The organism is Neobacillus dielmonensis, from assembly GCF_000612665.1.
In the GTDB taxonomy this organism is placed as follows: Bacteria; Bacillota; Bacilli; order Bacillales; family Cytobacillaceae; genus Neobacillus; species Neobacillus dielmonensis.
Genome location: NZ_HG942074.1, coordinates 44,904 through 64,108 on the forward strand (window position 1 = coordinate 44,904; position 19,205 = coordinate 64,108).

At 40.2% G+C, this 19,205-nt stretch carries 19 protein-coding genes; 15 read left to right on the top strand and 4 right to left on the bottom strand.

The window, feature by feature from the left end; translation table 11 throughout:
* Positions 1–258 precede the first annotated feature (258 nt).
* Both BN2425_RS15565 and BN2425_RS15570 read right to left on the bottom strand, forming a co-directional pair.
* Positions 259–633 (bottom strand): ArsR/SmtB family transcription factor, encoded by a 375-nt coding sequence (locus BN2425_RS15565; protein ID WP_081798089.1) that lies wholly within the window; start codon positions 631–633, stop codon positions 259–261.
* Complete coding sequence (locus BN2425_RS15570) at positions 581–820, bottom strand: hypothetical protein (protein ID WP_042461355.1); 240 nt, start codon at positions 818–820, stop codon at positions 581–583. The genes BN2425_RS15565 and BN2425_RS15570 overlap by 53 nt, the downstream gene beginning before the upstream one ends.
* 473 nt (positions 821–1,293) lie before the next feature.
* Here BN2425_RS15570 and BN2425_RS15575 point away from each other — a divergent pair, with 473 nt between their 5' ends.
* From BN2425_RS15575 to BN2425_RS15620, 9 genes are all read left to right on the top strand, one after another.
* Positions 1,294–3,549, top strand: a complete 2,256-nt coding sequence (locus BN2425_RS15575) for a rhamnogalacturonan lyase family protein (protein ID WP_052352897.1) — start codon at positions 1,294–1,296, stop codon at positions 3,547–3,549.
* Positions 3,550–3,833: 284 nt separating this feature from the next.
* On the top strand, positions 3,834–6,236 hold the full coding sequence (locus tag BN2425_RS15580; protein WP_042461358.1) for a Na+/H+ antiporter subunit A: 2,403 nt from the start codon (positions 3,834–3,836) through the stop codon (positions 6,234–6,236).
* Complete coding sequence (locus BN2425_RS15585) at positions 6,233–6,658, top strand: Na(+)/H(+) antiporter subunit B (protein ID WP_042461361.1); 426 nt, start codon at positions 6,233–6,235, stop codon at positions 6,656–6,658. The genes BN2425_RS15580 and BN2425_RS15585 overlap by 4 nt, the downstream gene beginning before the upstream one ends.
* Positions 6,658–6,999 carry a Na(+)/H(+) antiporter subunit C gene (locus BN2425_RS15590; protein ID WP_042461364.1) on the top strand — a complete coding sequence of 114 codons (342 nt, stop codon included), beginning with the start codon at positions 6,658–6,660 and terminating at the stop codon, positions 6,997–6,999. Before BN2425_RS15585 ends, BN2425_RS15590 begins: the two co-directional genes overlap by 1 nt.
* The gene (locus BN2425_RS15595) at positions 6,992–8,482 is read left to right on the top strand and encodes a Na+/H+ antiporter subunit D (RefSeq protein ID WP_042461367.1); all 1,491 of its coding nucleotides are present in this window, start codon (positions 6,992–6,994) and stop codon (positions 8,480–8,482) included. Before BN2425_RS15590 ends, BN2425_RS15595 begins: the two co-directional genes overlap by 8 nt.
* 4 nt (positions 8,483–8,486) lie before the next feature.
* On the top strand, positions 8,487–8,963 hold the full coding sequence (locus tag BN2425_RS15600) for a Na+/H+ antiporter subunit E (RefSeq protein WP_042461370.1): 477 nt from the start codon (positions 8,487–8,489) through the stop codon (positions 8,961–8,963).
* Between the two features lie 47 nt (positions 8,964–9,010).
* Positions 9,011–9,247, top strand: coding sequence for a Na(+)/H(+) antiporter subunit F1 (locus tag BN2425_RS15605; RefSeq protein WP_406603198.1), 237 nt, complete (start codon positions 9,011–9,013; stop codon positions 9,245–9,247).
* Positions 9,231–9,599, top strand: a complete 369-nt coding sequence (mnhG, locus tag BN2425_RS15610; RefSeq protein ID WP_042461668.1) for a monovalent cation/H(+) antiporter subunit G — start codon at positions 9,231–9,233, stop codon at positions 9,597–9,599. The genes BN2425_RS15605 and mnhG overlap by 17 nt, the downstream gene beginning before the upstream one ends.
* Positions 9,600–10,141: 542 nt before the next feature.
* On the top strand, positions 10,142–10,993 hold the full coding sequence (locus BN2425_RS15620) for a DegV family protein (RefSeq protein ID WP_042461378.1): 852 nt from the start codon (positions 10,142–10,144) through the stop codon (positions 10,991–10,993).
* Positions 10,994–11,068: 75 nt separating this feature from the next.
* Here BN2425_RS15620 and BN2425_RS15625 read toward each other — a convergent pair whose 3' ends face one another.
* Positions 11,069–11,737, bottom strand: coding sequence for a hypothetical protein (locus tag BN2425_RS15625; RefSeq protein WP_042461381.1), 669 nt, complete (start codon positions 11,735–11,737; stop codon positions 11,069–11,071).
* 250 nt (positions 11,738–11,987) lie between these two features.
* Between BN2425_RS15625 and BN2425_RS15630 the strand changes: the two genes are divergently transcribed.
* From BN2425_RS15630 to BN2425_RS15650, 5 genes are all read left to right on the top strand, one after another.
* Positions 11,988–13,355 carry a dipeptidase gene (locus tag BN2425_RS15630; protein ID WP_042461383.1) on the top strand — a complete coding sequence of 456 codons (1,368 nt, stop codon included), beginning with the start codon at positions 11,988–11,990 and terminating at the stop codon, positions 13,353–13,355.
* A 192-nt stretch (positions 13,356–13,547) separates the two neighbouring features.
* Entirely contained in the window at positions 13,548–14,321 is a 774-nt protein-coding gene (locus BN2425_RS15635) for a CPBP family glutamic-type intramembrane protease (protein WP_042461386.1), read from the top strand.
* Between the two features lie 23 nt (positions 14,322–14,344).
* On the top strand, positions 14,345–14,968 hold the full coding sequence (locus BN2425_RS15640; protein ID WP_042461389.1) for a TetR/AcrR family transcriptional regulator: 624 nt from the start codon (positions 14,345–14,347) through the stop codon (positions 14,966–14,968).
* 132 nt (positions 14,969–15,100) lie between these two features.
* Positions 15,101–15,421, top strand: a complete 321-nt coding sequence (locus BN2425_RS15645; RefSeq protein WP_042461393.1) for a YbjQ family protein — start codon at positions 15,101–15,103, stop codon at positions 15,419–15,421.
* Between the two features lie 2 nt (positions 15,422–15,423).
* Complete coding sequence (locus BN2425_RS15650; protein WP_042461396.1) at positions 15,424–15,648, top strand: hypothetical protein; 225 nt, start codon at positions 15,424–15,426, stop codon at positions 15,646–15,648.
* 42 nt (positions 15,649–15,690) lie between these two features.
* Here BN2425_RS15650 and BN2425_RS23345 read toward each other — a convergent pair whose 3' ends face one another.
* Entirely contained in the window at positions 15,691–16,227 is a 537-nt protein-coding gene (locus tag BN2425_RS23345) for a CueP family metal-binding protein (protein ID WP_264757810.1), read from the bottom strand.
* A gap of 442 nt (positions 16,228–16,669) precedes the next feature.
* On the opposite strand from BN2425_RS23345, the gene BN2425_RS15665 reads away from it, so the two are divergent.
* Positions 16,670–19,048, top strand: coding sequence for an immune inhibitor A domain-containing protein (locus BN2425_RS15665; RefSeq protein ID WP_052352910.1), 2,379 nt, complete (start codon positions 16,670–16,672; stop codon positions 19,046–19,048).
* Positions 19,049–19,205: the final 157 nt, after the last annotated feature.

Below are 19,205 nucleotides of genomic sequence, written 5' to 3' on the forward strand. Positions count from 1 at the left end.
GAGGGTGTCTACGTGACCCGAATGCAGTTTTTTCAAAGTAACCGGTCGCGTAGAGGGTGTCTACGTGACCCGAAAGCAGTTTTTTCAAAGCAACCGGTCGCGTAGAGGGTGTCTACGTGACCCAAATCCAGTTTTTTCAGTGTAAACAGTCACGTAGAGATTGTCTACGTGACCCAAATCCAGATTTTTAAAAGTATACGGTTACTTAGAGAGGGGCTGTTAAAAACCCTAATGTTACTTGACAGCCCCTGTCCATTCCTAGTCATTGTCTTCTTCTACAAATCTTCTTAGAGCAGACAGCCTTTCGTCCCAATACTGTTCAAAAAAGGACAACCAGTTTTGTATTTGAATTAATGGGGCTGGAATAAGCATATAGCGGGTTTCGCGGCCTGCCTTTCGGCTCCTCACAAGACCTGCTTCAGAAAGAATATGAAGATGCTTATTTACAGCCGTACGAGTTATGGGGAAGTATTCCACAATTTCAGCGATAGACATTTCCCTGTCAGCAAGCAGTTTTAACATGCTTCGGCGAGTAGGGTCTGAAATGGCTTGGAAAACATCGTGTTTAGGCTGGCTGGCCTTATTGATTGCCGAAACTCCCAGCAAATTGTTTGGCAACTGCTTTAATTTCATCGATTTTTTCAGGCTTTAAGAGGTTCATCATCTTAGGGACAAACTGCTCGATATCCTCTTTTGTAAAAGTACCTTCATCTTGTTTTTTGAAGTTTTCTAGAAGGATTTCCCTTGCTTCATCCTCTTTGCCCTCTTGAACCCGTTGGAGAATAAAATTTAAAAACATTTCTTGTCCTTGCTTGTCCATGTCATGTGCCTCCTAGTAAAAATATGACACCAATTGGTGTTGTTTTTATTATATCACTAAAAAGTATTACGTCAAAGCATATTTAGTTTTTAGCATTCCCATAAACTTTAAAGCATTATCAATCGAACCCAAAATTCATCAAAATTAGTAAAATTTTACCTTTTATTAAAATAGGCAACATGTTAATATGTAAGCGATTCCTTAACAAGGAGGTGTTGCGGTCGGACAAACTTCTTCACGCAAATTTTACTAAAGGTACAAAACAGATTTTAAAGCTTCATTGTTAGATTTATTTAATGCAAATCTCTTCATAGATTCCTCAACATAATGACCTCTTTTGTAATAACTTCAGAGCTACTAATAGATTCCTAAAATTGCACACGTGAACATCATGGTAGCCATGATATCTAGAACCGTGAATTGAACGCTAAAAAGAACAAGTAATATTACCAATGTGTGTGAGGGGGAAGGTTATGTTTAAAAAGTCAAAACCGATACTTGCTACTATGCTATCTTTATCATTAGTAGCCGAATTTGCTCCACTAAGCCAACCAGCCTTTGCGGATAGTGCTGTAAATGCAGCGCTATCGGCTCCAAGTGGAATTGAAATTCCTGCAGTCTCGCAAACTTCTATTTCGTTGAAATGGAATAGTGTAGATGGGGCTGCTAATTATAATGTTTACAGAGCTAAACTTGGATATAAGGATTATCAGCTGATTGGCAGCACGCAAACGACAGAATATACTGATGCAACTGTTGAAAAGGACTCTAGCTATTTGTATAAGATTTCAGCCGTAAATTCCTCTGGAGAAGGCAATCAAACAGCGGAGGTTCTAGGGATGACACAATGGTCATTCCCCAACCTGATCAGCAAGATTGATATCAGTGCAGCGGGTACAGGAAATCGAATGCGCATCGGCGATATGGATGGAGATGGCCGCTATGATCTTTTAATGGTGCAGCCAGCTTATGTAAAAGATGATGCTCGTAACCCTCGTTATGTGGCCCATCTGGCTGCCTATGATATCGAAGGAAAGCTTTTATGGGAACAAGGAACCGTCGATCCGAGGGTAACAACAAGCGGAGCGGATGAACCGGTTCAGATCTATGATATTGACGCCGATGGTGAAAACGAAGTCTTAACTGTCATGCAAATGGGAGACGACACGGAAAAGTATTTTTACATTTTTAATGGAAAAACGGGCGAGATAAAGAAAAAGTTTAAACTACCTAGCCAAAGAGCCCATGATGCGATTTTTATCGCCAACTTCTCAGGCAATCCAACTCCACAAGACATTTTATTGAAGGATCGGTACTCAGACATCTGGGCCTTGGACAAAGATGGCAACCAGCTATGGCATTATGCTGGAAATACCGGCCATGGCTTGCTGCCATATGACTTTGACGGAGATGGAAGAGATGAGTTAGTCAACAACTATTCGTTGATTTCACATGATGGCAAGGAGTTATGGAGAAAGGATTTGCCGGCTCATGTTGATACCCACTGGGTAGCCGATATAAACGACGACGGTAAGATGGAAATCATTCTTGGCGGTGAAGATACGTATGCTTTTGACGTCAACGGCAACCTACTTTTCCGAAATGGTGATACGGTCGAGCCGCAGCAGATATTGGTTGGCGATTATCGAATCGATTCTCCTGGGCTAGAGCTCGCAGGACTGGACCGGGTGAACAGAGGGAATCCAGGACAAGATGGAATGTTCCTTTTCACCTCAAAAGGCGAAACTTTATACCATGAACAACGTGCGAAGGGAGATTGGGGAAGCATCGTGCGCCCTCTTGACAACTGGACAGGCAGTTATGCTCCACTCATTACAGCCTATAGAAGGGGGAAAGATGCTGACCATCCAAATGGCGTTGTACCAAAGCTTTATGACGGCTACTTTAATCCGATCGTAACATTTGATGGACATACGGATGCAAAAGAACAGGTGATGGTCGCTGACATGGCAGGAGACTCCAGAGATGAACTGATCGTCTATAATCTGACCGGAGATTTGTCTGCATATGTATATTCCAATGGTCCAAGCAACTTAAAAGAACATATTACCGGTGTAACTCGGATGTCAGACTTCCGTAACTACAACTTCAGCCGTTATGATTCCCGAAGATATGATTTGACTATTAAAAACCTAGTCCCAGCAGGGATTAAAGCCGCTGTCAACAATAGCGCGGATATTGATGTAAGCTGGATTCCTGTATTAGGTATTGAGAAATACAATATCTATCGTTCCTCCACTCCAAATGGTGAATATACAAAAGTAGGAACTTCTACCATCCCTGAGTTTACTGACAGCACAGCACCGATCGGAACCTCATATTACAAGGTAACGGCAGTAAACAGTGAAGGTGAATCGAATTTGCCGATTGTCGCTGCTGAAGAAACAATCAATTCTAGCGGCATTCTTGCACCTGTTATAACAGATGAATCAAAATCCTATAAAGCGGGCAGCACAATTCCGGTTAAGTTCCAATTAACGGACAAAGAAGGAAACTACTTGACTGGTGCAACGGCAAAAATTTATGTGGAAGACGCTAATGGAGTATCTACTAGTGCAGCGGTAAAAGACAATCAATTCCGTTACGATGCTGATGCCAATCAATACATCTTCAACCTCAGTACTAAGGCTATGTCAGCAGGCAAATATAAAGTTAGGGTCGATGTAGGTGACCGAACAATCTATTCTTTCCCTATTTTACTGAAGTAGGCCGCAGCATTTAATCCATCACAAAGTTAGGCTGTGCCAGAAATAGCACAGCCTTGTGAATTACACCCTTTTTTTTAGATTGAAAATATGGTATGATATTTTATAAATTAATATTGAATTTTATGGAGGAGTCTGTCACTTAGGGATTACTATGCCCTTTGCTGACAGACTCCTTTTTTGCATTTCTTGAAAGATATAAACAGGGGGTAGTTGGATTGGTATTTATTTGAAACATGTTTAGGAAAATATAGGTTTATTAGATAAAAGCAAAAGGAGGTTTCGTTTTGTCTTTATTGCATTTGGTGATTATATTGCCGTTGTTATTTTCGATTTTGATGATTTTCTTTAAAAGGGTTCAACGAGTTCATACGGGATGGTTTGTTCTTCCTTTGCCCATTCTTTTGTTTATCTATTTTCTTTCCCTCTTGCCTGTAACTTCCAGTCGAGAGACGGTTACAGAAGCTATAAATTGGATTCCTTCTTTAGGAATCAACTTTACGGCAAAAGCAGATGGGCTTGGCCTATTATTTGCCCTTTTAATTACGGGCATTGGGGCACTAGTCGTTTTTTATTCGATTTATTATTTAGATAAAGCTAAAGAAAAGCTCCCGTCTTTCTATGTTTATTTGCTCCTATTTATGGGGGCCATGCTTGGCGTAGTATTATCCGATAACTTGATTGTCATGTACGCATTCTGGGAGTTAACGAGCTTTTCTTCCTTTCTATTAATTGGATACTGGTACGATCGGGAAGCATCACGTTATGGCGCCCAAAAGTCGATGTTAATTACGGTGTTTGGCGGTCTTGCCATGCTTGGGGGAATTATCCTTTTATACATCATGACTGGGACATTCAGTATTACAGAAATCGTGGGAAATTCGGATCAACTATACCAACATTCCTTATTTATTCCATCCATGCTTTGTATTTTGCTCGGGGCATTTACAAAGTCGGCGCAATTTCCTTTCTATATTTGGCTGCCTGACGCGATGGAAGCTCCCACACCGGTAAGTGCTTATTTACATTCAGCCACCATGGTAAAGGCTGGTATTTACCTAGTCGCACGTTTTACCCCCGTATTTGGGGAGTCTGGTTTCTGGTTTTGGCTAGTCGGCGGAGTGGGGTTAATTACTTTAACCTGGGGATCCGTATTTGCGGTGAAACAAACCGATTTAAAAGGCATCCTTGCTTTTTCCACTGTCAGCCAGCTTGGGCTGATTATGTCTCTGCTCGGTGTTGGGTCGGCTGCCCTCCACTACGAAGCATTGGATGACAATATTTTTCTAGTTGCCACTTCAGCGGCCATTTTTCACTTAATCAACCATGCTACCTTCAAAGGCAGCCTGTTTATGGCAGTTGGAATGATTGACCATGAAACAGGGACTAGGGATATCCGGAAACTGGGCGGTCTTATGCCGTTTATGCCAATTACTTTTACGGTTTCCATCATTGGTGCTTTTTCCATGGCAGGCCTTCCGCCTTTCAATGGTTTTCTGAGTAAAGAGATGTTCTTTACAGGAATGGTCCGGGTAACGGAAATGGACATTTTCAACCTTGGAACTTGGGGGATTTTATTCCCGGTTATTGCATGGATTGCCAGCGTCTTCACGTTTCTTTACAGCATGATTCTGATTTTCAAAACGTTCACCGGTAACTATCAGCCAGAAAAGCTGGATAAAAAGCCGCACGAAGCGCCATTAGGGATGTTAATTCCTCCTGTTATATTGGTTTCTCTTGTTATCATTTTTGGGTTTTTCCCCAATCTGTTATCCGATAGCCTCATCTCACCAGCAATGGCTGCCGTTCTCCCAAGCCTGATCGGTACAGGAGAGGAGTTTATGGTTCATATTTCGTTCTGGCACGGGATTAACATTGAGTTGTTTATGACTTTGGGTGTTGTCGTTTTAGGTATCATTCTCTATCGGACCCTTCCGAAGTGGAAAGGGGTTTATAAGAAAATTCCTGAGAGGTTCTCTCTTTTTCGTTTTTATGACCGGTTGCTGGAATCTTCTCAATCTGGTTCTTATCGATTAACCAGCTCGTATATGACCGGGTCGATTCATTCCTATCTGGTTTACATTTTTGCCTTCTTTATTTTTATCTTAGCGGCCACACTCATTGGGCAGGATGCCTTTAAACTGGATACTGTAAATGTTTCCTCAATAGGAATATATGAATGGGTTTTAGCTTTATTTGTGGTGGCGGGTTCGATTTCCATTCTGTTTGTCAAATCAAGAATGACGGCAATTATACTCCTTGGTGCCGTAGGGTATACTGTTTCGTTATTTTATGTTCTCTTTAGGGCACCGGATTTGGCATTGACTCAGCTGGTGATTGAGACGATTTCTGTAGCTCTATTTTTAGTTTGTTTCTATCACTTGCCGAAGTTGCGCCAATACGAAACTCGCATAAGATTTAAACTCACGAATGCCCTGATTTCTGTCGGAGTGGGTGCAATTGTCACTGTGATTGCTTTATCTGCACACAGTAATAAGCTGTTTGATTCCATCTCGCAGTTTTACGTGGAAAATACGTATGAAAAGGCTGCCGGACAGAATATGGTCAATGTCATTCTCGTGGATTTCCGCGGCTTTGATACCCTTTTTGAGATTACTGTTCTTGCAATTGCTTCATTGGGAATCTATGGCATGATCAAATTAAGAGGGAACGGGAGGAAGGAAGGATGAAAAAGACCAATAATATCATTCTCGAGACTTCTTTAAAGGCATTGCTGTTTTTCATCGTCCTTTATTCCGTCTATATTTTTACAGCCGGACACTATTATCCGGGCGGAGGCTTTATCGGGGGATTGATGACTGCGGGAGCCATTGTGCTTTTATTAATCACTTACGATATTAAAACCGTACAAAGGATTTTGCCCGTTAACTACCGGATTATCACGGCGATTGGATTATTATTGGCAATTGGGACGAGCGCAAGTTCCCTTTTGTTTCATGTCCCGTTTTTAACCCATAGGTTTACCCATGTGGAGCTTCCAGTATTGGGGGAGATATCCCTGCATACAGCCACACTTTTTGATTTAGGTGTTTACTTTGTTGTTGTCGGTGTGACGATGACCATTATTCAAACGATAGGAGAGGATGAATAATGGAAATTTTAATGGCGTTTGTCATCGGTATTTTATTTATGTCAGCTACGTATTTGATGCTGTCCAAAAGTTTATTGCGCATTATTGTCGGAACCGGTTTGTTGAGCCATGGCGCCCATTTGCTCATTTTAACGATGGGCGGGTTAAAAAGAGGTTCAGCCCCTCTATTGGGTGAACATGCAGATAATTATACAGATCCCTTGCCGCAGGCTTTAATATTAACAGCCATTGTCATTAGCTTTGGCGTTACCGCCTTCTTTTTAGTTTTGGCTTATCGGGCCTATCAAGAATTGGGAACGGATAATGTGGAAGAAATGAAAGGAACAGAGCCAAATGACTAATTTAATTGTATTACCCATATTAATTCCGTTATTAACTGGAGCCATCTTAATCTTCTTAAATAAGAAAATAGTTGCCCAGCGCATTGTTGCGGTATTCTCATCGATTTTGACGATGATTGCTGCCCTCTTTATTGTTCAAAAGGTCCATAATGAGGGAATTCAGTCGCTTAATATTAGCAGCTGGGAGGCGCCGTTTGGCATTACTTTAGTATCGGATATGTTATCAGCCTTACTGATATTAACAACAAGTATTATTGCATTTTGTTGTTTGCTTTACTCTTTCAAATCGATTGGGGAAGAGCGAGAAAAACATTACTATTACTCAGTTTTTAACTTTTTATTGGTTGGGGTCAATGGAGCCTTTACGACGGGGGACATTTTTAACCTGTTTGTCTTTTTCGAGGTCATGCTGATGTCTTCCTATGTTCTGCTCGTGCTTGGCGGAACGAAAATTCAATTGAGAGAATCCATTAAATATTTGCTTGTTAATGTCATTTCATCTGCCCTGTTTGTCATTGCGGTTGCCTTTTTATACTCAGTTGTCGGAACGCTGACTATGGCCCATATTTCCGAGCGGGTCAGTCAAATCAGCGCTGATGGAATGCCTGGTATTCTAACCGTGATTGCCGTGATGTTTTTAATTGTTTTTGGCCTAAAGGGAGCCATTTTTCCACTCTACTTTTGGATGCCCGGCTCCTATTATGCACCGCCTGCTCCCGTGTTGGCTCTTTTCGGAGCCTTGCTGACAAAGGTCGGTGTTTATTCGATCACCAGAACGTATACGTTGTTCTTTTATCATGATAAGGGGTTTGCTTTTCAGCTGTTATCCATTTTGGCAATTCTTTCAATCGTCGTTGGGGTGATTGGGGCAATTGCTTATTGGGATGTCAAGAAAATCATTATTTATAACATTATCGTGGCGGTTGGTGTCATTCTGTATGGCGTTTCGGTTATGAATCCTGCTTCCATTAAAGGAGCGGTATACTATTTGATTCATGACATGATTATCAAAGCAGCCCTGTTCTTTCTTGTTGGAATCATCATCAATTTAACGGGAAGTGCAAATTTGAAAAAAATGAGCGGCCTTATCGGCCGATATCCGGGGGTGGGGTGGACTTTCTTTATTGCTTCCTTGGCGTTAGCCGGGATTCCTCCTTTAAGCGGGTTTGTTGGAAAATTACTGATTGTGCAAGGAGGATTTGAAGGAAAGAGCTTTTTCGGTGCTGCGATTGTGTTAATGTCTAGCTTGTTGGTATTATTTTCAGTCATGAAAATTTTTATAAACGGTTTTTGGGGGCAGAATCAGACTTACGAAGGCGAAGAAAAAGCCCCGGTCAAATGGCTGCTGATTGCACCGGTTATATTGGTTGCTATTTCAGCCCTTTATGGAGTAAATTCAGAAGCCATTTTACCGTATATTGCCCAGGCAGCTGACACGTTAGTAGATCCGCAAATTTATATTGAAGCTGTCTTAAAGGAGTGATGAAATGGCATTTCAAATATTGCTCAATGTCGTACTGGCTTTCTTATGGATGTTTATCAAGGTAGCCTTTGACCCAATCAGTTTTATCAAAGGTTATTTATTCGGGCTGCTTGTCATGTTCTTGCTAAGGCGTTTTTTTCGCAGCCGCTTTTACCTGTACCGAGTGTGGGCGTTTATCAGACTGACGTTTATTTTTTTAAGAGAACTGGTATTGTCTAATATTGCGATTGTCAAAATTGTTTTAAAGCCAAAATTAGACATGCGTCCAGGGATTTTTGCCTTAGAAACGGATTTAACAAAGGATTGGCAAATCACTCTGTTATCAAGTTTAATCACCTTAACCCCGGGCACATTGGTCATTGATGTGTCAGAAGACAATCGGACATTATTTGTTCATGCCATGGATATAGGGGAAGTAGAGGACGAAATCAGCAGTATTAAACAAACGTTTGAAAAAGCCATTTTGGAGGTGAGCCGGTAGTGCTTGAAATCGTAATTCGAATTGCTTTGCTTTGCTGCTCGCTTGCTATGTTGGGGCTCATTTACCGGGTGATCAAAGGACCCACCGTGCCGGACCGGGTGATTGCCCTAGATGCGATTGGGGTGAATCTTGTGGCGGTTACAGCACTCATTTGTATTGTACTGAAATCCTCCGCTTTTCTTGAAATTATCCTATTGATTGGCATCCTCGCTTTTATTGGAACGGTGGCCTTCGCGAAATATTTGGAGAAGGGGGTTATTATTGAACGTGACAACCATCGTTAATTTTATCATTGGATTTTTAATCCTAGCAGGGGCTCTACTTTTTCTCATTGCTACGTTCGGAGTCATTCGGCTTCCTGACGTTTATACACGAAACCATGCGGCATCAAAGGCGGCTACATTGGGGGTTATGTTTGTGCTGCTGGGGACTTTTCTATACTTTTATTCCGTGGAAGGGCATTTTAATTCACGGCTGATTCTTGGAATCGTTTTTCTGTTTTTGACTTCCCCAATTTCGGGTCATTTAATTAACAGGGCTGCCTATAACTCCGGTGTAAAGCTTTGGGATCAAAGTGTAAGGGATGACTTAAAAGAATATCATAAGAAAATGCAGGATGATTCATCTGCAGATTAAAATTGGAAAAAGGCTGTCTTGTAAGAGGGTGAACCTTGGATGGGACAGCCTTTGTCATGGAAGGGTGAGAGATCACCTTTTTTCCGGCCCTGTAATCCGGACATACTCTCGTGGTTTAAATGGTATAGATAATTTCTTGCGATTATCTGTTACCTCAGTATTGCGTGTACTTAATGGCATTAAGGTTAATTGGTTTCTATGTGTTTCTATGAATTTTACATCATATTCAAGATGGTTTTTTTGTTCCAGAAACCAGGCTGCTGAAAATAAAAGTAGAAATATAAATAAACTTACGACGAGTTTTATCCTCACTCTATCCACACACCTCCGTTTAGGGATTAGTCTGTACATCACCATTAAGTTGATGCATGTCACTCCGCACAGATTGTCGAAATATCCAAATTTATGAATGAAGATTCATTTTCCCTATGGTAAGATATAGGTAAAAACTCATGATTAACGATTGATAATAGACATAATAGAGCACAATTCATGGAATTGTGAAAATGGAACATCCAAACACACTGATGGGGGCACAATAAATGAATAAAATTATTCTCAGCGCAGATAGTACTTGTGATCTTGACGATAGTTTAAAAGAACGATACCAAGTTCATTGTCAGCCGCTCCATATCAATTTGGGCGGTGAACAGTACCTGGATGGAGTAGATATTACGCCGGATGACATTTATGAAACTTATCAACAGCAACGAATGTTGCCAAAAACATCGGCACCAAATCTAGCGGAATACATCGATTATTTTAAAAAGTGGACGGATGAGGGCTACGAAGTCATCCACATCAGTCTTGGGTCGGGGCTTTCCTCTTCCTACCAAAATAGCTGTATCGCTGCCCAAGAGCTTGGCAATGTGTATACCATAGATTCTGGTAATCTATCGACAGGAATGGGGCTTCTTGTGATTGAAGCTGCAGAACGAATCGCAAAGGGAATGCCGGCAGCCCAAATCGCAAGAGAGGTCAATGAATTAAGGTCGAAGGTTCAGGCAAGCTTTGTCATTGATAATCTCACCTATCTTCGTGAGGGTGGCAGATGTTCGGCGCTTACTGCCTTTAGTGCAAATCTATTAAATATTAAACCTTGTATTGAGGTCGACACTAGCAGTGGAAATATGAACCCAGGGAAAAAATATCGGGGGGCATTGCCAAAGGTTTTAAAACACTACACAAAAGACAAGTTAGATGGCCAGGCTAATGTAAAAGCTGACCGGATTTTCATTACCCATTCCGGTACATCTTCTGAGAATATCGAGGTGGTTAAAAACACAATAGGAGAGATTGCCGACTTTAAGGAAATTTTAGTAACACGTGCGGGTTGCACCATTTCTTCCCATTGTGGGCCAAACACAGTCGGTATCTTATTTATGTCAAACTAATGAGTGCATTGGCATTCTCCGGACATGACATAGATGAAAAAAATAATAGGCTGTGCCAAAGAGCCTTGGCACAGCCTATTTGAATTTAGATTCTTTTGTTTTTCCGCGGCTTAGTACAATCATTATTGCACAGCCAATATAACCGAATCCCACTGAACCAACTAAGATTTCATACGAATCTTTAACAGAGTCTGGATTGGTAAAAGTCTTGTTCATGATCGCCATCATAACGATATAAGCAAGAATGACAATGCCAATACCGAGTAAACTTATCCAAACATATCCTTTTGGGGTGTTGATTTCTCGGCTTAAAACTTTTGAAAGGATGAAAATGATGGCTGATAAGATAGCAATGATAATTAAATATATGATTAATGAAAAAGTGAAGTAGTGAACCTTCTCATCAATAAATTCTTCTGCTACACCAGCCCCATACAAGACATTTGAAGTTAAGAAAAGCAGGATGCTGGCTAGTATACAGTAAAAGGAGCTAAAGATGCTCATTTGTCTGGTACTCTTTAAATGGTTTCGCAGCCATATCCCATAAAGAAAAAGGCCTAAGCTGACTAACATCATCATATATACTGAGATAAGTATAAACTGGTTGGGAATCATATTTGAAAATTGATAGCAGACCAACGTGAAAAAAGCTGTAATAGCAAAGAAAACCACATTGACAAATATCATATTTTTCATTAAGGTACCATTTTCGACGTGGGAAGTTTTTGTTTGCTTTGTTTTCATCTAATATCTCTTTCTAAAAATTATTTTAGTGTACTACCAAAAGTATAAAAAAGTATCATTTGTTTGTCATTGTTCTTGTGAAAAATGGTCGATTAGAACTAAATTAATTGGTTGAACTAGGAAAAGGCCGCAGCTACAGTTAAGGACAAGACAGTAGAAAGGGTTACCATGTTTTTTCAGAGCCATTATTATGTTTTCTGCAATTTTTTGTATAAAATAGAATGGAAACCAAAATAGAAAAGGTGAGAACATGAGTAAATTATCTGAGTTTATCTCCACTAATCATGAAAAAAACGTGGAAGAATTAAAGGAATTGCTTCGGATTCCCAGTATTAGTGCCATATCAGACCATAAACAGGACATTCAAAAAGCAGCTTCATGGATTGCCAATGAATTAGAAAGAATTGGCTTGGAACATGTGGAAATCGTTCAAACCAAAGGTCATCCCATCATTTATGGAGATTGGCTTCATCAGGAAAACGCACCGACTGTCTTAGTCTACGGTCATTATGATGTACAGCCTGTTGACCCTGTTCATTTATGGGAAACTCCTCCGTTTGAACCGACCATTCGTGATGAAAAGATCTTTGCCAGAGGTGCAACAGATGACAAAGGGCAAATGTTCTTACATATTAAAGCGGTTGAAGCCTTATTAGAGTCAGAAGGGAAGTTACCGGTTAATGTAAAATTCTGCATTGAAGGGGAAGAGGAAATCGGAAGTCCTCATCTTCCGCAATTTTTATCCGAGAATAATGAAAAGCTATCCGCTGATGTAGTCATTATCTCCGATTCTGATATGTGGGATAGAGGCGTTCCTGCTATTACCTACTCTTTGAGAGGTCTTTGTTCATTAGAATTTACTCTCAAAACGGCTAATTCTGATTTGCACTCCGGCATGTTCGGCGGGGGAGTCCAAAACGCCAATCATTTATTGGTACAGCTGCTTTCCACCCTACATGATGCCAACGGAAAAGTAAATGTGGAGCATTTTTATGATGATGTTGTGGAATTGACGGAATTTGAAAAAGAACAAATTAAAGCATTGGGCTTTGACGAAGAGAAGCTAAAAAAATCGTTGGGGTTAACGGAATTGACCGGTGGAGAACACAATTTCCCTTATCCTGAGAGAATTAGTTCTCGGCCAACATTAGAAATCAATGGGTTATGGGGCGGATTCCAGGGAGAAGGCACGAAAACGGTTATCCCGAATGAGTCCCATGCGAAAATCACATGCCGCCTGGTTCACAATCAAAACCCTGAAAAGATCCAGCAATTAATCAAGAAACACATAGAAGAACATACACCAAAAGGCTGTACAATCGAAGTAGCTCTTGGCGATACGGGTAATCCATTTTTAACTCCGATTGACAGTCCAATGATTCAAAAAGCGGCTGAGGCCTATGAAAAAGTCTATGGAAAAGCACCTGTTTACAAAAGAGAAGGCGGATCCATTCCGATTGTATCGGACTTTAATCAAGCGCTAAATGCTCCGGTTGTCCTGATGGGCTTCGGCTTGCCAGATGAAAATCTTCATGCCCCAAATGAGCACTTTAACTTGGAAAACTTTGATAAAGGCATTTTGACGATTTGTACCTTTTTAGAATTAGTTCAAAAATAAGATTGAAGCTAGGGGGATTCTTAGGATCCCTTCTTTTGTTTTCCAGAGGGAGAATGAAAATGATGCAGAAGATTTTACTTGGAAAAATTTATATATTTTCATTGACGTATGAACGAACGTTAATTAATATAAACATATACGATGTGTATGAACGAACGTTCATGCACAGATGGAATATAGGGAGGGGTAGGTTTGGGGGATTTTGTGATAAACAAGAAAGTCGTTAAAACGAATACCTCTGGGAATAAAACGCATATTGGAGGAAGTATTGCCATCTCTTTAGTAATGCGGACATTATTGTTTGCTCTTTCAGGGGCCTCGATTGTGGGACTCTTTGTTTTAATGGGAAACGAGTCGCCCCTGCAGGCGGCGGAAAAATGGTGGCCATTTCAAGCCATCCTGGCGAATATCCTAACATTCCTCATTTTGCGTGGGTTATTAAGTAAAGAAGGCATTGCTTATTTTTCATTATTTAGTTATAAAAAAGGAAATATAAAGAAGAATGTTATCGAGATATTGTGGCTCTTACTAGTTGGTTTGGCAGCTGGTGCGATTCCTTTATATTTATTTTCTTACCTCTTGCTGGATTCGGTCATTCCGCCAGATACAATGTTTCAAGAGCTTCCTGTTTGGGCAGCAGTTATTGCTTTAATTTTATTTCCAATTACTAATGGCCTGGTTGAAACTCCAACCTATATTGGTTACGCTCTACCTAGGATTAAAGGGAAAACGGGTAAGCTTTGGCCGGCTATTCTTTTGGCCGGTACCTTCCTGGCATTGCAGCACATTGCCCTTCCCTTGGTGTTTGATGTCCCTTACATGCTTTGGAGATTTTTATCCTTCGTGCCTCTCGCAATGGTCTTAGGCTTTATTTTTACAAAAACAAACCGATTGCTGCCAATCGCCATAGCGCATGGACTCATGGATTTACAGCTTGTAGTACAGCTGCTCATCATGACATTTTAAGAAAGAGAGAAAGGAATTAAAAAATGAATAACTCAGTAAAAGATCTAGATAAGACAAGCACAAAGTACAAAATCCTGGAAACAGCTATTGAGTTATTTTCCCGAAAAGGGTTTTCTGCCGTATCAGTCCGTGATTTAACAAAAGAAGTAGGGATAAAAGAAAGTGCATTATACAATCACTTCAAATCCAAAGACCAAATTTTGGAATGGATTTATGACCTTTTCCGTGAACTACATGCAAAAACGAGGCCAACTGAAGAGCAACTTAGGATGATTGTAAAACATACAACTATTCAGGAGTTTTTAACGCAAGGATTGTCTAATTTCAAACAGGCCGCTGCAGACCCTCTTCATGAAAAAATGTGGCGAATTCTAAATATTGAGCAGTTTCGTGATCAACGGGCAAGAGAGATTATTTTAAAAGATGTTTATTATGGAACGATTCGCTTTTTGGAAACGGCACTTCAAGGATTTATGCAGGAACAGAAAATTAACCAGGAAAACGCAGCGGTTTTAGCTGTAGAATACCAATATCCTTTATTTGCAATGATGACGGAATTTTTGCTGTTGCGGTATGACGGTAAAGATACACAGGAACTTGAGGAAAAAATGAATCAACATCTATACTACTTCCTGTCTAAACTATGAAGTTCCGACAGCTAATGACCGTAATTCTATAAAAACAAACCTTAAAATATATTTTTGAAAACAATGGTATATTATGTAAGGTGAAAGTAAAATAAACATATAGATAGACCATATTAAGGGAGGGAAGGGCAAATGATTATTGTTACGACGGAAAAAATAGCAAACTATAAAATTACAGAAGTGAAGGGACCTGTATTTGGATTAACAGTCAGGGCACGAGGACTTGGAAAAGACATCGTGGCATCTCTAAAAGGACTGGTGGGCGGAGAAATCAATCAATATACAGAAATGCTGGAAGATGCCAGAAAACAAGCAATCGACCGGATGGTAGCGAATGCCCAAGCGATGGGGGCTAATGCCATTATTATGATGCGGTTTGACTCGGGTGAAATCGGCCAAAATATGAGTGAAATCGTTGCTTATGGCACCGCTGTTATTGCAGAAAAGGAATAGTTATGAAATGGATTCTTGGCTATTTCGGCTTGCAGATTGTAATCCTCCTTATTTTAGTAATTGGCTCTTGGCTAATTTGGGACCGGCGCTTAAAAAAAAACCATGGCCAACAAGTGCCTGAAGGCTTTGTACGTACAAATGAGGTGTCTATTGACCCGACAACCAATAAAAAATTGACAGTTTACTTCAATCCGGATACCGGTGAAAGATTTTATAAGGAAGAATAAAAAAAACATCCCCATGTTCGTCATGGGGATGTTTTTTCATTCCTATTGTAGCTGCATATTGGTGATGCAAGTAGGGTCATTCTCAGAAGTGGAAATTTGGGATTCGGCCTGTTTTCCTTCATGCGTAATTTTGACTTCAAAGGTTTTATCACGTGGCAGCCACAAATCCATAAAGCCGTTGGATTGCGATGTAACCGTCTTATCGACAATCACATTTCCCTCCGTGTCCTCTATATATACATCAAACTCTTCATTTGCTAGTTCACCTTGACAACCTGTCAAGCTATGACTCGTTCATGGATGGGTTTGTTGGTTATAGGGTGCAATAGACACGAAAAATTGATCCTTTGGTAAGTCGTAAGTCGTTTCTTTTCCATTCTTTTTAGTGACAATCAATTGTTGAGAGGTAATGGATGCGTTTTGGTCCTTTATTTTGTGTGCGCTATAATCTGCCACCAATTCCTTTATGTCACTTGGTTGTTTTTCTTTTACAACAGTACCTTCATCTGTACTCTTTCCACTGCAAGCAGTCAACAAACTAGCTATTAGCAAAGTAACTGTCATGAGTTTTAATTTCACGGAATAGGCTCACCTCTTTCATATACTATACACAAGTATACTATAAAACATTTATCTCTACGATTTGTCACAATAATTTCAATATCATATTGTCATATCCAGTTATTGTTTGAAATTGTTTAATGCCACGGAACTGGCAGTCACCTTTGATTCGGAGAGATGGATAAGTTCTTTTCTTTTCCATTTGAATATAATTTTTTCAATAAAATATCGGCCTGTTCATAGAAGATTGGAAAGTATCTAAGTATGCTAAACTTCCGTGAAAACTATTAGTTTGTTGGGAAAGTAAAAAATTTATAAATTAGTTAAAATAGTCTGAAAGTACCGTTGTTTATTTCGAGACCCGGAGTATAATGTTATTTGCTACTAATAAATTATTTTTTCAGAATATTAATTTCTACTATTGGGGGAATCCATTTTGAAGTGGAACAAGAGAATCGGCATGCCACTTTTATCTGCTGGACTTGCATTTAGTGCATTTGCTCCTGGGGTGGTAAGTCAAGAGAGTGTATCATCACCGGTATTAAAAGTTTCGGCGAAAGAGTCAGCGCCAGTAGATTTAGCAATTGCCAATAATGACAGGCTAATTGAAATGCTAAAGAAAAATGGCACAATTGCCAAAGATGCAAATGCTGCGGAAGCAGAAAAGGCGTTACAACAGTATCTCCATAAGCTAGCAATGAATGCGGCGACTGGCAAGAGTGAAAACGAGTTTGCTAAAAAGCAGGCTGAGTTAAAAGCAAAAGTGAAAGCGGAAATGGATTCTAATGGAATTAAAGCCGGAAAAGGCAATAAGCTTGGACAAGCTAAACAAAACACAGTTGGACCAGTGCAAAAAGAAGGATGGGATGGACAAGAGCGAAAGGATGAGGTACTTGTTCTCTTAATTGACTTCCCGGATCTTCCACATGGTCAATTAAGTAAAGATGAAACTGATATGTACTACAGTGGTTCCGACGCCTATTCTCACCAGCATTATCAAGATATGATTTTTGGTGATAATGGTTATGTTGGTCCAAATGGAAAGACATTAATTTCCATGAAGCAGTTTTATGAACAGCAATCTGGTGGAAGCTATACCGTTGATGGTGAAGTTGCAGGTTGGTATACAGCAAAGAATTCGGCTGCTTATTATGGTGCTCATACTGAAAATGATGATAACGACATAGATCCTCGAGCGCTTATTAAGGAAGCGTTAGCGGATGCAGCTAAAGACCCTAAGGTAGGGGATTTAAATAAGTACGATAAAGAAGATCCTTATGATTTAGATGGCGACGGCAATACCCGTGAACCCGATGGAATTATCGATCACTTAATGGTCATTCACTCTGGTGTAGGGGAAGAAGCAGGCGGCGGAAAAATTGGCGAAGATGCTATTTGGTCTCATAGCTGGGATTTAGGTTCTCTTTATGAGATTCCAGGTACAAAATCAAATGTAAATTATCTTGGTTCAGATAACTTATTAGGTTTAGCATATACCGTTGAACCAGAAGACGGTGCAGCTGGTGTATTCGCTCATGAATTCGGCCACAACCTTGGATTGCCAGATGAATATGATACCATCTACAGCGGTGCTGGTGAGGCAGTCAGCTACTGGTCCATCATGTCAAGCGGAAGCTGGACAGGGAAAATTCCTGGAACGGAACCATCTGGATTCAGCCCATACGATAAAGAATACTTGCAACAGTCCATGACAACTGACACCTTTACACCAAACTGGCAGACAGGCAGTGAGATTAACGTAAAAGATGTCACTACAAAAGGACAGGAATTTTTACTTGATGAAGCAAGTTCAAAAGGAACCAACAATGATGTTGTCAAAGTAGATCTTCCTGATAAAGTAACTGTTGTTAACAGTCCAGCAAGTGGAAAGTCAGAATATTTCAGTGGAAGCGGAGATAATTTAAGAAATGGTATGACCGTTAATTTAGACGTTCCAAGTGCGTCAAAAGTTCAGCTTACTTTTAAAACTTGGTATTCCATTGAGAAGGATTACGATTTTGCCACAGTTCAGGTAAATGGTACACCAATTGAAGGCAGCATCACAACAACTACTAAAGAACAAGTTAATGGCATCACTGGCGACTCAAAAGGCTGGGTAGATGCTACATTTGACTTGTCACAATTTGCCGGTCAATCTATAAAACTAAGCTTTAATTACGACACAGATGGCGGTTTAGCGATGCCTGGTTTCTTTGTAGATGATGTAAAAGTAACTGCGGATGGACAATCAGTTCTTTCAGATAATGCCGAAGGAACAACTCCATTCACATTCAAAGGTTTCTCTAAATCTGATGGTACAAAACAAACAAGCCAATACTATCTATTAGAATGGAGAACACATAACGGTTCTGACTCAGGTCTAGCAAATGTAAACCGTAAAGGAACTATGCTGTCCTACGATCAAGGCTTAGTTGTATGGTATGTGGACAATAAATATGATAACAACTGGGTAGGACCTGGCTACCACCCTGGTGACGGCTTCCTGGGCGTTGTCGATGCAGACCAGCATAATAATGTTTGGTTAGATAAGACTAAAACAACTTCAGCTTCTGTTGATAAATTACTGGGTTCAAATAGCTATCAAATGCATGATGCTGCATTTAGCTTAAATAAGGGCAGCAACGTCACCATTGGTGATCCATCTTTCTATCTAAAAGACAACTTTACCCAAAGCAATGCGTTGTTCGATGATAGCAAAGACTACAGCAACCCTCAATTACCGGATGTTGGCCGCAATATTCCAAAGCTCGGACTTAAGGTGCGTGTAGTTGGCCAAAGTGCAGATGGAACAGTTGGCAAAATTTTAGTTTTTAAATAAGCCATATAAACTATAATAAAGGGTTAGTCCTCGGGAGGGCTAATCCTTTTATTGTTTCATAGTCTAAAAAATGGTCGATGAGTATGAAGGATAAACTTCATCCTTTTCAAATCCATTTGCTGTTGATAAAGTAGTATCATAGAAAAGTAAAGAGAAA